The organism is Mesorhizobium sp. P3_B5 (assembly GCF_056402815.1).
Genome location: NZ_JBFUGR010000002.1, coordinates 956,953 through 970,006 on the forward strand (window position 1 = coordinate 956,953; position 13,054 = coordinate 970,006).

At 63.8% G+C, this 13,054-nt stretch carries 18 protein-coding genes; all 18 read left to right on the top strand.

Going from position 1 to position 13,054, the window contains the following annotated elements:
- Positions 1–227: 227 nt before the first annotated feature.
- The 18 genes from AC1DVW_RS09405 (at position 228) to AC1DVW_RS09490 (ending at position 13,048) form a co-directional block, all read left to right on the top strand.
- Positions 228–554 (top strand): DUF736 domain-containing protein, encoded by a 327-nt coding sequence (locus tag AC1DVW_RS09405; protein WP_352547069.1) that lies wholly within the window; start codon positions 228–230, stop codon positions 552–554.
- Between the two features lie 178 nt (positions 555–732).
- A complete protein-coding gene (locus AC1DVW_RS09410; protein ID WP_477322558.1) occupies positions 733–993 on the top strand; it encodes a DNA -binding domain-containing protein in 261 nt (86 codons plus the stop codon).
- A gap of 134 nt (positions 994–1,127) precedes the next feature.
- On the top strand, positions 1,128–1,376 hold the full coding sequence (locus AC1DVW_RS09415) for a transcriptional regulator domain-containing protein (RefSeq protein ID WP_477322560.1): 249 nt from the start codon (positions 1,128–1,130) through the stop codon (positions 1,374–1,376).
- The gene (locus AC1DVW_RS09420; protein WP_477322562.1) at positions 1,348–1,893 is read left to right on the top strand and encodes a DUF2285 domain-containing protein; all 546 of its coding nucleotides are present in this window, start codon (positions 1,348–1,350) and stop codon (positions 1,891–1,893) included. Before AC1DVW_RS09415 ends, AC1DVW_RS09420 begins: the two co-directional genes overlap by 29 nt.
- A 141-nt stretch (positions 1,894–2,034) precedes the next feature.
- Positions 2,035–2,316: a helix-turn-helix transcriptional regulator gene (locus tag AC1DVW_RS09425; protein WP_023690466.1), complete on the top strand. Its 282-nt coding sequence runs from the start codon at positions 2,035–2,037 to the stop codon at positions 2,314–2,316.
- A gap of 18 nt (positions 2,317–2,334) precedes the next feature.
- Complete coding sequence (locus AC1DVW_RS09430) at positions 2,335–3,495, top strand: replication initiator protein A (protein WP_477322564.1); 1,161 nt, start codon at positions 2,335–2,337, stop codon at positions 3,493–3,495.
- Positions 3,492–3,980, top strand: coding sequence for a DUF2840 domain-containing protein (locus AC1DVW_RS09435; RefSeq protein WP_457152986.1), 489 nt, complete (start codon positions 3,492–3,494; stop codon positions 3,978–3,980). Before AC1DVW_RS09430 ends, AC1DVW_RS09435 begins: the two co-directional genes overlap by 4 nt.
- Entirely contained in the window at positions 3,977–4,522 is a 546-nt protein-coding gene (locus AC1DVW_RS09440; RefSeq protein ID WP_457152985.1) for a S26 family signal peptidase, read from the top strand. The genes AC1DVW_RS09435 and AC1DVW_RS09440 overlap by 4 nt, the downstream gene beginning before the upstream one ends.
- 70 nt (positions 4,523–4,592) lie before the next feature.
- A complete protein-coding gene (locus tag AC1DVW_RS09445; RefSeq protein WP_457152984.1) occupies positions 4,593–4,928 on the top strand; it encodes a DUF736 domain-containing protein in 336 nt (111 codons plus the stop codon).
- A gap of 3 nt (positions 4,929–4,931) precedes the next feature.
- Positions 4,932–5,705, top strand: a complete 774-nt coding sequence (locus AC1DVW_RS09450; protein ID WP_457152983.1) for a lytic transglycosylase domain-containing protein — start codon at positions 4,932–4,934, stop codon at positions 5,703–5,705.
- Positions 5,706–5,948: 243 nt separating this feature from the next.
- Positions 5,949–7,688 (top strand): relaxase/mobilization nuclease domain-containing protein, encoded by a 1,740-nt coding sequence (locus tag AC1DVW_RS09455; protein ID WP_477322567.1) that lies wholly within the window; start codon positions 5,949–5,951, stop codon positions 7,686–7,688.
- A gap of 27 nt (positions 7,689–7,715) precedes the next feature.
- Positions 7,716–9,701 (top strand): conjugal transfer protein TraG, encoded by a 1,986-nt coding sequence (locus AC1DVW_RS09460; protein WP_477322569.1) that lies wholly within the window; start codon positions 7,716–7,718, stop codon positions 9,699–9,701.
- 7 nt (positions 9,702–9,708) lie between these two features.
- On the top strand, positions 9,709–10,164 hold the full coding sequence (locus tag AC1DVW_RS09465) for a CopG family transcriptional regulator (RefSeq protein ID WP_477322571.1): 456 nt from the start codon (positions 9,709–9,711) through the stop codon (positions 10,162–10,164).
- Positions 10,165–10,527: 363 nt separating this feature from the next.
- Complete coding sequence (locus AC1DVW_RS09470) at positions 10,528–10,875, top strand: type II toxin-antitoxin system RelE/ParE family toxin (RefSeq protein WP_477322667.1); 348 nt, start codon at positions 10,528–10,530, stop codon at positions 10,873–10,875.
- Entirely contained in the window at positions 10,872–11,189 is a 318-nt protein-coding gene (locus tag AC1DVW_RS09475; RefSeq protein ID WP_006338687.1) for a helix-turn-helix domain-containing protein, read from the top strand. The genes AC1DVW_RS09470 and AC1DVW_RS09475 overlap by 4 nt, the downstream gene beginning before the upstream one ends.
- A gap of 217 nt (positions 11,190–11,406) precedes the next feature.
- Positions 11,407–12,423, top strand: a complete 1,017-nt coding sequence (gene trbB, locus AC1DVW_RS09480) for a P-type conjugative transfer ATPase TrbB (protein ID WP_477322573.1) — start codon at positions 11,407–11,409, stop codon at positions 12,421–12,423.
- A gap of 35 nt (positions 12,424–12,458) precedes the next feature.
- Entirely contained in the window at positions 12,459–12,752 is a 294-nt protein-coding gene (locus AC1DVW_RS09485) for a TrbC/VirB2 family type IV secretion system protein (protein ID WP_477322669.1), read from the top strand.
- Positions 12,752–13,048, top strand: coding sequence for a VirB3 family type IV secretion system protein (locus AC1DVW_RS09490; protein WP_477322575.1), 297 nt, complete (start codon positions 12,752–12,754; stop codon positions 13,046–13,048). Before AC1DVW_RS09485 ends, AC1DVW_RS09490 begins: the two co-directional genes overlap by 1 nt.
- Positions 13,049–13,054 lie beyond the last annotated feature (6 nt).

Here is a 13,054-nt window from a genome sequence, read left to right on the forward strand (position 1 = left end):
GGCCGCAACGGCGCGTCTCCACTTTCTTCCCCTGCCGGCTCCCACCCCATGCCGCAAGCGCATGGGGACCCCGAGCGCCGCCATTCCTCGCGAGACAAGAAAGTCGTTCCTGCGCCGTCCTCCGCGTTGCTCCGGTCGCAAGCGATGCGTCGTCGGTCGCCTCCGGCCAAGTGATCGCCATCGAGGCCGCATGGTGCGGGCTCGGGAACAGAAAACGGAGACTTACAATGGCCACCATCGGCACCTTCAAGAAGACCACCGCGAACGAGTTCACCGGAGAAATCGTCACCCTCAGTGTCCAGGCCAAGAACGTGCGCATCGTTCCAGACACACGCGCCACTGGCGAGAACGCTCCCAGCCACCGGGTGCTGGTCGGCCGCGCCGAGATCGGCGCCGCATGGTCGAAGACCTCCAACGAGGGCCGCGACTACCTGGGTCTCAAGCTGGACGATCCGAGCTTCAACGCCCCGATCTACGCCAACCTCTTCGACGACGAGGAAGGTGAGGGTTTCTCGCTCATCTGGTCCCGACCGAACGCGCGGCGGGGTGACTGAGGACCCGCACAGGCCCCGGCCGGAAGGCCGGGGCCTTCTTCCGGGGACGTCCGGTTCGGTTCACTCAAGCCGAGAGCGATGCCGAAACCGCATCGCCTGATGCTGATCAACCGTCCTCCGTCGGCGCTGTTGTTTCTATAAAATGCAGGCTTCAGTCTGGTGAAGAGGAGGGCAAGCGATGATCGAGCCGTTTGACGACACCGCGCCGACGGGTGACGAACTCACCGAATACGATCGGGAGCACATCAAGCTCTATGTACGCCTGCTCGACGCCGCCGACGACGGCGCGGACTGGCGCGAGGTGGTCGAAATTCTCTTCGGGATTGATCTGACGAAGGAGCCACAACGCGCCCGGCGCATCCACGACAGCCATCTGGCGCGAGCGCGCTGGATGGCGCGTGCTGGCTACCGCCATCTCTTGCGTCAACCCGGCAGCTAGCACCACCGCTCCTGTCGTTCCCGGGTGATGCCGAAGTGGCATCACCCGATGCCCGGCAAGGGTCTTCCGCCAATCGCCACAACCCGGAATCGTTTGGAGGCGGGGTCTACGGGTTGTTTGCGAGGAGCTCTTGGATGAGGCCGGATACGTCGCATTGGCGAGACAATGACAGCTACGACTATTTCGATACATTACCAATCGAAGGGCTCGCCTGGGAGTGTCTGCGGCGTCACGAACCCTATCAACGGCACTACCAAGCGCTCCTGACCACAAGATCCGAAAAAGCACCCTTCCACCCTGAGGCACAGCGGCAGTGGGGGTTGCGATTTCCCGGCCACGCCGGATTTGTCCGCCTTGGCGCAAGACGTTTTCTGGTCGCCTGACGTCGATCCAGCTGTGGTTTCTCTCGTGCCGGCGCCGGAATTCCTGTCGTCCTTGCGATCGGCGCCGTTGACCGGCATGGGTGTAAGCCGCGACAGCGTGGAAGGGCGCCACACTGTCCATAGTGCAGGTGTCGCCACTCAACTTCTGCTTCTGCCCGGTAGTGAGCCGCACGGTCCTCTGGCGGCGCTGATCCCCTTGGATGCAGAAACGTTGGGACGGATCGAAGCACTCACCCGTTTCTGGCGTTCCTGGCAAAAGCGCCCAACAGCTTCGGACACGCGGATGACACCACAGCAGCGACGCCGCTTTCGTCTGATGATACAGGCCGCTGACGGCCACTCGAATGGCGCGAGCTACCGCGACATTGCGATCGCCCTTTACGGGTTTAAGCGCGTCGCCGCCGATCCTTGGAAAACCTCCGCACTGCGCGATGCGGTGATCGGTCTCGTCGAAGGCGCCACCGCCATGATCGGCGGCGGCTATTTGCAAATCCTGCGTCATCGCCGTCGATCCTAGCGGGTCTGGCCGCGCAAAAGGGGTGGAGTTTTCGCCCCCCCTCAACTTCCCCATCCCTGACGAAGCTTACTCTCCGCCACCGTGGTCTCCGTCCACCGCTGAACGCCAGCGGCTGCCCAAAACCCCACGGAGGTTCGACCCATGCGACCCGATATCGCCGTTTTGCCGCCGCGCTTCCTGCGCACCAAGGAAGCCGCGGATTTCCTCAGCCTGTCCGCCCGCACGCTCGAAAAGCACCGTACCTATGGCACTGGTCCTTCCTACCGCAAGCTCGGCGGCCGTGTCGTCTATGCCGTCGACGATCTTCAGGCTTGGGCCGAACGCGGCGCTGTCACCTCTACATCCGATCCGCGTGGGTCGGTCCTGCCGGCCAAGCGTCACACGCCAACGCCGCCGACGCACGGCGGACGATACGCACGCTGACCGCGCGCGGATTTCCAAATGGTGGCGCGAAGCCAATCCCTTTCGGAGCGCGGGCAGCTCGACCTGTTCCGGGCGCTGCCTGGCGACTTCGCCCCACGAGACGCGCAGGATCTCATGGCCTATCCGTTCTTCTCCCTTTCCAAGACCCATCGCATCACCCCGATCGATTTTGCCGCGGGTAACGTCACGATCCGGGTCGAAGCCGTACCCGATCATGGCATGGCGACCATCTGGGACGCCGACATCCTGATCTGGGCCGCGAGCCAGATCGTCCAGGCGCGCGACACCGGCCTTCGCACTTCGCGCCTGATGGCCGCCACGCCCTATGAGATTCTGACCTTCGTCGGCCGCGGCAAGAGCCTGCGCGACTATCAGCGCCTGAAGGCGGGGCTTGACCGGCTGCAGTCGACCACCGTCTCGACGACGATCCGTCAGCCCGCCGAAGGCCGGCGTCACCGCTTCTCATGGATCAATGAGTGGCAGGAGCGCATCGATCGCCATGGCAAACCCGCGGGGATCGAGTTGATCGTCCCCGACTGGTTCTACCAGGCAGTCCTCGATGACGCGCTCGTGCTGACGATCGATCGCGCCTATTTCGACCTGACTGGCGGGCTGGAGCGCTGGCTCTATCGGCTGGTGCGCAAGCATGGCGGACGCCAGCGCGACGGCTGGCGCTTCGACTTCCGTCACCTTCACCAGAAATCCGGCAGCCTGTCGCCCTACAAGCGCTTTGCCTTCGAACTGCGCGACATCATCCGCCGCCAACCGCTACCCGGCTACACGCTCTTCCTCGAAGTGGAGATGGGCGGCCGGACGCTACTGGCCTTCGAGCGGATCGCCTCCTGTGGAAAGCCTGTGGACGGCATCGTGCTATCTGGAACCGGACCTGTCGTGCCATCGGGAACCGCGGGGTCGTGCTATCAGGAACCCGAGCAGGCTCTAACCTCCAGAAAGCAAAGCCGAAATCGCGCCCTTAACTTAGAGTCTAACCCAGAGTCTAACTTTGAAGAGCGCGCTCGTGATGTGCAAAGGCTCATCCGGCGAACCAGCGATGCACTCAGCATAGACACAGACAAGACCTCGAATGCGCCATCGGTCTCTGACGGCAGCAGCACGGCAACCAGCGTCTCCGAAGTCCCGAATCCGCCTCTTGATCCGCGCTCGGGAGCCACCCGATGAGCGCCGCCACGCACCACGCTCGCGACGAACTCGTCCATGTCGAACTGACCTGGGTTGAGAAGAGGCAAGAGAACTGGATACGCTTCGGCACCCACGCCCAGGAACAGATCGTTGATCGTCGCCGGCGCATTCTGTCCTATCGCCCCGGCGCGGTCTTCGCCTTTGTGCGCTGGGCGGCGAACGACTTCGGAACGATCATCTCACGCATCGATATCGTGCGTGCGGTCGCGCGTGGCGAAGCCTATCAGACACTGCCCTTCGTGCGCCCCGGCGGCGACATCCTTCTGAAGGTCGAGAGCTGGCCCAAGGTGGAACGCGTGCTGCAGGCGATCGACGCCATCCAGCGCCTCGACATCGAGCCTGAGTTGGTGTCGCCCGATCATTGGCGGCACATCCACAACCGGATAACCGCCGGCCACGCGCCGCGCAGCTACACACTCGACCAACATCGCGCCTTCCTGCTGCGCAAGAGGACCGAGCCGTGACGCGCGCCGGGATCATCCTCGCTAGCGTTCTCGCAACCATGGGCGTCGGCTATCCCGGCCTCACTTCGATGCCCACGAAGCTCATCTGGAATGCGTCAGCCAGCGCACCGATCGGCTTCTACGCGATCGACGTCGACGGACCTTTCGAGGTCACCGATCTTGTGGCCGTCGACGCGCCCGAGCCACTTGCCGCGTTCCTCGCTGATCGCGGCTATCTGCCGAGGGGCGTGCCACTCATGAAGCGCATCCTTGGCGTTGCCGGGCAACATGTCTGTCGCTCGAACCTCACCATCACCGTCGATGGCGTCGAGGCGGGCATGGCGCTCAAGCGTGATCGGACAGGCCGTGACCTGCCTGTCTGGCAGGGCTGCCGCCGCATCCCCGCCGGCGAAGTCTTCCTGATGAACCGGCAGGTCCGCGACAGCCTCGACGGCCGTTACTTCGGCCTCCTCTCCACCAGCCAGATCATCGGCCGCGCCGTCCCGCTGTGGACGGACGAAACCGGCGATGGCCGCTTCGAATGGCGCGCGTCAACGCGGTGAGCGCGCGACCGGCGGCGCGCGTCGCGCCGCCAGCCTTCATCACCGCACCACTGAAAAACAGGAGCCTGACATGCAACGGATCGGGGAATTTACGCGCCAGAAGACTGGCTATAGCGGGCGCATCCACACGCTCAGCCTCAACCTGGATATCGCAATCGTGGCGGCAGAGGCGAGCGAAACCGAAAATGCGCCTGAATACCGCGTTCACGCTGGAAGCGAGGACGGCCCCGAGATTGGCGCCGGCTGGAAACGCTCCAGCGAAAAGGCCGGAGACTACGTCTCGATCCAGCTCGACGACCCGGCCCTCGCGCAGCCGATACGCGCGAACCTCTTTCGCAATGGCGACGACAAGACGTCCTGGTCGCTGCACTGGGCGCGTCCGCGCGACCGCAGCGAGAAGGATTGAACGATGCGCGCTCGCCGTCCGTCGACGAGCCATCGCGGTGCGCCTGGGCCGCTTCGCGCTGCCCGGCGCATGGCTCTGCTCCTCCTTTGCGGCCTGTCCGTTTCGACCGTCATGCCGGTGGCGACCTTGGCGCAGGAAACACCTCTCACACGATCGTCGCAGCGCGATCCTTTTGGCGCGCACGTCATCGAAGCCTCGCATCGCTTCGGCGTTCCGACTGCGTTGATACGCGCCGTCATGCGCAAGGAGAGTGCGGGCGACGTGCGCGCCGTCTCCAGCGCCGGCGCCCGCGGCTTGATGCAGATCATGCCCGGCACATGGGATGATCTGCGTGCCCGCTGGTCGCTCGGCCACGATCCATTCGATCCCCGTGACAACATCCTGGCCGGAACGGCGTATTTGCGCGAACTGCACGATCGCTTCGGCTCGCCGGGGTTTCTGGCCGCCTACAACGCGGGACCTGCACGCTACCAAGCCTACCTCGCCGGGCGTCCGTTACCGGCCGAGACCCGCGCCTATGTCGCAGCACTTGCCCCACTGATCGGTGAAAGCGAGGGTATGCGCCCTTTCGCAGTCGCGTCTGTCGAGGCCATTCCCTGGAAGCACGGCTCGCTCTTCGTGGGTCAGTCGGATCGCATACAAGCTGTCGCTCTCGTGCCGACCGAGCGCCCAGAAAATGACGTGAGCTCCGCGCCCAGCGTGCGCGATGTCTCCGCCATCGTGCCGCTGTCCGGAGGCCTCTTCGTGGCGCGAGCGGGCGAAGGGATCCAGCCATGAGCGCGCATGGGCGTTTTCGCACAACCGCAAGCTCCAGCGCACCGTGGCGTGGATGGAGGCGGAATGTGGGCAGAACAACCGGAAGATGGCGAGATAAAAGGCCGCGAGGTGCGGCGTCGGTCGGTTGTGTTGTTTCAATAGGTTATGCAGCATTTCCGCGAGGTGCGAAGATTTGGCGCACCGCGCCGGAACACTGTTTTCGCTGTGATTTCCTTGCCTTGATACGATGTGCGGATCTTCGCCATGAACGGTGAGGATGGTTTCCGAATCCGGCCCGGCCGCATACGCTCGCCCAGCGCCCAGCGCGCCAGGCCCTTCATCGCGCAGGCGCTTGCCGCCGCCCAGAAGGCCGGCGCCCGCATCTCTCGCTCCGGCCGGATCAGTCCGGGCAATCGCTCGACCTTCGGGCGTGGCCGCACGGCGAGCGTGCGCGCCAATCGTCTCCTCACCGGCCGCTCGCGCACCGTGATCATCAAGACACGGCTGGTGCGCCATCACGTGCGCGCCGCGCCGCTTGCCGCCCATCTCACCTATCTGCGCCGCGAAGGCGTCACCCGTGACGGAGAGAAGGCAAGGCTGTTCGGGCCGGAGGCTGGCGAGGTGGATGGCGGTGCTTTTGCCGAGCGGTGCAGCGATGATCGGCACCACTTCCGCTTCATCGTCTCGCCGGAAGATGCCGTCGACATGGCGGATCTCAAATCCTTCGCCCGCGATCTAATGGGCCAGATGGAAAAGGACCTCGGCACGAAGCTCGATTGGGCGGGCGTCGATCACTGGAACACCGACAATCCGCACCTTCACATCATTTTGCGCGGGCACACTGATGACGGGCAGGATCTCGTCATCTCCCGCGACTACATCAAGGAGGGGATGCGCGCCCGCGCCGCCGATCTTGTTACCCAGGAGCTCGGCCCGCGCAGCGATCTCGACATCCATCGCAATCTGCAGCGCCAGGTCGAAGCCGAACGCTGGACCCAGCTTGACCGGCAGCTTGTTCGCGACGGGCGCGACACAGGCGTCATCGACCTTGCCACCAACCCGAACGCTCAGCCCGACGCGTATCACGTGCTGAAGGTCGGGCGGGTGCGCAAGCTCGAAACCCTTGGCCTTGCCGAACAGGTCGGCCCAGGCCAATGGATGATCGACGAAAAGGCCGAGGCGACGCTGCGCGAGCTTGGCGAACGCGGCGACATCATCAAGCGGATGCACCGCGCCTTGACAGAACAGGGCATCGAGCGCAGCGCGGCGAGTTATGTGCTGGCGGCGGAGCGCCTGGACACGCCGATCGTCGGTCGGCTGGTCGACCGCGGTCTCGATGATGAGCTGAAGGGCAGCGCCTACGCCGTGGTCGATGGCACCGACGGTCGCACACATCACATCAAGCTGTCCGATCTTGACGCCGCCGGCGACAGCACTCCGGGCTCGGTCGTCGAACTGCGCAGATTCCAAGACGCGCAGGGACGTAGGCGCGCAGCACTCGCTGTCCGTTCCGATCTCGACATTGAGCAGCAGACAACCGCCGCCGGCGCCACATGGCTCGACCGCCAGAACATCGCCCGCGAACCGATTGCGTTGTCGGAAGGCGGCTTCGGCGCCGAGGTACGGCAGGCAATGGAACGTCGTGCCGACCACCTCGTCGAACAGGGCCTCGGCGAGCGTCACGCCCAACGAGTAAGCTTCACCCGCAACCTGATCGACACGCTGCGTCGCCGCGAGTTGGAGGCGCTCGGCGAAAAGCTCTCGGCGGAAACCGGCCAGCCCTTCATCAGCGCCCGCGGCGGCGAGTTCGTCTCCGGCTCCTACCGGCAACGTTTCCTGCTCGCCTCCGGCCGCTTCGCCATGATCGATGACGGGTTCGGTTTCCAACTGGTGCCTTGGACGCCGTCTCTCGAAAAGCTTCTTGGCCGCCACGTCTCTGGCGTCGCTCGCAATGACTACGGCATCGACTGGAGTTTTGGCCGCACGCGAGGCCTCGGGCTCTAACCTCATTGTGAAGAAAGGACCGCTTCTATGTCCGCCACCAAGATACTCTGGGGCCAGATCCTCGCAGTCCTCGCGATCGTAATTTTCACGACCTGGGGCGCGACGGAGTGGGTGGCCTGGCGCCTGGCGTTCCAGCCCGAGCTCGGCACGCCATGGTTCCGTGTCCTCGGCTTTCCGTTTTACCTTCCGCCGTCCTTCTTCTGGTGGTGGTATGGCTTCGGTGCCTACGCGCCGTCGATCTTCGTTGAGGGCGCCTCTATCGCGGCTTCTGGCGGTTTCGCCTGCGTCGCCGTCGCCATCGGTATGTCGGTCTGGCGGGCTCGCGAGGCCAAGAAGGTCGAGACCTACGGCTCCGCTCGCTGGGCCGACAAGCACGAGGTCAAGGCAACTGGTCTTCTCGGCTCCGATGGAGTGGTGCTCGGGCGATATGACGGCGCCTATCTGCGCCACGACGGGCCAGAGCATGTGCTGTGCTTCGCGCCCACACGTTCGGGCAAGGGCGTCGGCCTTGTCGTCCCGACACTGCTAACCTGGCCGAGCTCCGCGGTCGTCCACGACATCAAGGGCGAAAACTGGCAGCTCACCGCGGGCTTCCGCGCCAGGCATGGCCGTGTCCTGCTGTTTGATCCCACCAATCCGAAATCCTCATCCTACAATCCGCTGCTCGAGGTGCGCCGCGGCGAATGGGAAGTCCGCGACGTTCAGAACATCGCCGACATCCTGGTCGATCCCGAAGGCTCGCTGGAGCGGCGGAACCACTGGGAGAAAACCAGCCATGCCCTGCTGGTCGGCGCGATCCTGCATGTCCTCTATGCCGAGCACGACAAGACGCTTGCCGGCGTCGCCGGCTTTCTCTCCGATCCAAAGCGCCCGATCGAATCGACGCTGTCCGCGATGATGAAAACAGCGCATCTGGGTGAGGGCGGTCCGCACCCGGTCATCGCCAGCGCCGCGCGGGAGCTCTTGAACAAATCCGACAACGAGCGCTCCGGCGTGCTCTCCACCGCCATGTCGTTCCTTGGCCTCTATCGCGATCCTGTCGTGGCCGAGGTCACGCGCCGCTGCGACTGGCGCATCACCGACCTCGTCGACGACAAGCATCCGACGACGCTCTACCTCGTCGTGCCGCCGTCCGACATCAACCGGACCAAGCCGCTCATTCGCCTGATCCTCAATCAGATCGGTCGCCGCTTGACTGAAGATCTGCAGGTGAGGGCGCAAGGGCACCGGTTGCTCCTGATGCTCGACGAGTTCCCGGCGCTTGGCCGTCTCGATTTCTTCGAGTCTGCGCTCGCGTTCATGGCCGGCTACGGGCTGAAAAGCTTCCTGATCGCTCAATCGCTCAATCAGATCGAGAGGGCGTACGGTGCCAACAATTCGATCCTCGACAACTGCCACGTCCGGGTAAGCTTTGCCACCAATGATGAGCGCACAGCCAAGCGCGTCTCTGACGCTCTGGGAACAGCGACCGAGATGAGGGCCATGAGGAACTATGCCGGCCACCGGCTGTCGCCGTGGCTCGGCCATCTCATGGTCTCCCGCTCCGAGACCGCTCGCCCGCTGCTCACGCCCGGTGAGGTGATGCAACTCCCGTCCGCCGACGAGATTGTCATGGTCTCGGGTGCGCCGCCGATCCGCGCCAAAAAGGCGCGCTATCATGAGGATGCTCGCTTCCAGGAACGTATCCTGCCGCCGCCGGTGCTGGCGGCGGCGGCGGAGGTGGGGAGGCCCGACGACTGGACGAAACTGCCTCTGCCTTCCCGTCCGCAAATTGCTGAAGCCACGTCGGCGCCGTCGGCCACGGATGACGACACAACTGATTCCGAGCGTCGTCGGCAACCTGAGCTCAGTCGCGTCGAGCAGGTGGTGAAGCCTTCGACCGAGAACGAATTCGAGATCGATCGCCTGGACGACGTGGAGGACGAGGTTGCCCGCAACCGTCGACTGACGCGCCTCATGCAGGGCATTGCGCGACAGGTGTCGCTCGACCCAGGCGACGGCGTGGATATGTGAGCCTCCCATGGTAAAGCCACCCCGCAAACAACGCCTGTCCGTCTATCTGGATCCACGGGTCATGAACAGGCTGGCCGAACATGCCGCGCGCCGTGATCTTTCACGGTCGCTCGTCGCGGAGGCGGCCATCGAGTCGTTCCTCTCACCCGATGCCGCCGAGCGACAGGAGGCCGCGATCACCAAGCGGCTCGACCAGATCGATCGCCGCATGACACGCCAGGAGCGCGATGTTGGAATCGCGGTGGAGACGCTCGCTGTTTTCGTCCGCTTCTGGCTGGCGACAACGCCGGCTTTGCCTGAGCCCGCGGCACAGGCCGCCCATGCCAAGGCGGGCGAGCGCTATGATGCCTTTGTCACCGCACTCGGCCGGCGCCTGGCGAGAGGTCCAAAGCTTCGGCAGGAGATCTCCGAGGACATCGATGGCGGTCTGGACACACACAAGCCCGGCACGCCCGTGCGCTAAATGGACTGGCGGACTGAGATTTTGCAAGATCGATATGTCAAAACATATCAAAGCGTTGGAACGATATGTTGTCATAGAACGCGCTTTGCCAACCTGTCGAGTTTTGGCACAAGAGAACTAGACAGCCGCAGGGTGGGGTCGCTTTTGCGGGAAGCATGTTGGGCGCGAAATCCGCAATTTAAGATCCGTGATTGGATGAGGGACCACCCTTCATGAGCTTCTATGATCACCTGGAAATAACAGCCGTCTGAGCCGAAAACAGTTATTTTCAGTGGCTAGGCGGTGTCAGGATTTTTCGTTGAAAATTATAGTCTGTATGCTATAAGGCAAGGGCGAATGAAAAACCAAAAGCCGGCAGTATGGATGGGGTCGTCGAAGGACGACCTGCGCGAGTTTCCGGTCGATGTTCGCCGGTTGATGGGTGTCGCAATCAACGACGCCCAGAATGGTGAGGAGCACCCGGCTGTCAAAGCCCTGAAAGGCTTTGGGGGCCGCAGCATCCTCGAGGTGGTCGACGACTTCGACGGAGATACATACCGGGCCGTCTATGCGGTGCGCTTTGCCGGGGTGATCTACGTGCTTCATTGCTTCCAGAAGAAGTCGAAGAAGGGCAGGGAGACACCCAGGCACGAAATCGATCTCGTGACAGTGCGATTGAAGGCGGCCGAGGCGCACTACCGCGAAAACTATGGGAAAGGCACAAAGTCATGACAGAAGACATCACCGCCGAAGTGAGCAGCGGCAACGTGTTTGCGGACCTCGGCTTTGACAATCCTGAAGAGGAATTGCTCAAGGCCAAGCTGGCCCGCGAGATCCGCGCCATTATCAAGCGCCGGCGCCTGACCCAGGCGAAGTCGGCAGAACTGCTCGGAATGAAACAGCCCGACGTCTCCGCGATCGCCACCGGGCGCACGGGCAAGTTTTCAATAGACAGACTGGTTCGCTGTCTGGACCGGCTCGACTACAAGGTCGACGTGGTGGTTCGCCACAAGCCTCGACGGTCAACTCGTGCTGAAGCCGCTTGATCAGACAGCTTTGCCGACGAGCGCACAATTGACGGCGAGCGCCGCCCTTGCCTGAGGATCATCAACCTTGATTACAGGTCGGCACCGCCAATCTCCTGTATTTGCACGCTACGCCACTACGCCTCGACATAGGTGTTGAAACCACCCGAGATGCGGCTCTCTTAATCATCCCCGTCCAGGGGCCACCCATGTTCCCCCGGATCGAAACAGGGACAGGATGGCATCTTCCAATCACAATTCAGAAGGTCTGGCGCGCGGCGCACGCATGTTGCGCACAGCGCTCGGACCTGCGATCGCGAGCTATCTCGACGATGCGGGCGTCGTCGAAGTGATGCTCAACCCCGATGGGCGCTTGTGGATCGATCGCCTGTCCGACGGCCTGTCCGACACGGGAGAGCGCCTGTCGGCGGCGGACGGCGAACGCATCGTCCGCCTCGTCGCTCATCATGTCGGCGCCGAAGTCCATACCGGCGCCCCACGCGTCTCGGCCGAGCTGCCCGAGACGGGCGAACGCTTCGAGGGGCTTCTTCCTCCCGTCGTCGCAGCGCCCGCCTTCGCTATCCGCAAGCCTGCCGTCGCCATCTTCACCCTTGAAGACTATGTCGCGGCCGGGATCATGTCGGCGTGCCAGGCGGACGCACTTCGGTTGGGCGTTGCCAGCCGCGCGAACATTCTGGTCGCTGGCGGCACGTCCACGGGCAAGACCACGCTGATCAACGCGCTGCTGGCTGAAGTTGCAAAGACCGCCGATCGCGTCGTCATCATCGAGGATACGCGCGAACTGCAATGCACAGCACCCAATCTCGTGGCAATGCGCACGAAAGACGGCGTCGCGTCTCTATCTGATCTTGTTCGCTCATCGCTGCGCCTGCGCCCCGACCGCATTCCGGTCGGCGAGGTTCGCGGGGCCGAGGCGCTCGAACTGCTTAAGGCCTGGGGCACCGGCCACCCAGGCGGCCTCGGGACGATCCACGCCGGCAGCGCCATTGGTGCGCTCCGCCGCATGGAGCAACTTATCCAGGAAGCCGTCGTCACCGTCCCGCGCGCGCTGATCGCCGAGACGATCGACCTCGTTGCCGTCCTTTCCGGCCGCGGCTCCGCGCGCCGGCTGTCCGAACTCGCCCGTGTCGATGGCCTTCGCCCGGACGGTGATTACCGGGTCGCGCCAGCCGTCCTCGGGGACGACGACAGCCCAACCTTGCTCATCCAAAGCCCTGAAGGAGAAAATCCGTGATCCAACGCCTGCGCCTCGCGCGCCATCGTCTCGCCATGACAGCTTCGGTTGCCACGCTCATCCTGGTGATGGCGGCGCCCGCTCATGCCTCCGGCTCGTCGATGCCGTGGGAACAACCGCTGCAACAGATCCTCCAGTCGATCGAGGGCCCGGTCGCCAAGATCATGGCGGTGATCATTATCATCGTCACCGGCCTGACGCTCGCCTTCGGCGATACGTCGGGCGGCTTCCGCCGGCTCATCCAGATCGTGTTCGGCCTGTCCATCGCTTTCGCTGCGTCGAGCTTCTTCCTGTCGTTCTTCTCGTTCGGCGGCGGAGCGCTGATCTGATGGCGGGTTCAGTCGAACAGGGCGGGTCAATGCCCGATTATGCGGTGCCCGGCTATACGGTCCTCGTACACCGCGCGCTGACCGAGCCGATCCTGCTCGGCGGCGCCCCGCGCGCCATTGCCATCATGAACGGGACGCTCGCCGGCGCCGTGGGTTTTGGGCTGCGTCTGTGGCTCGTCGGCCTCGCAATCTGGGCGATCGGCCATGTTGCAGCCGTCTGGGCCGCCAAGCGCGATCCGCTTTTCGTCGACGTCGTTCGCCGGCATCTGCGCATCCCGGCGCATCTCACGGTCTGAGGGGGG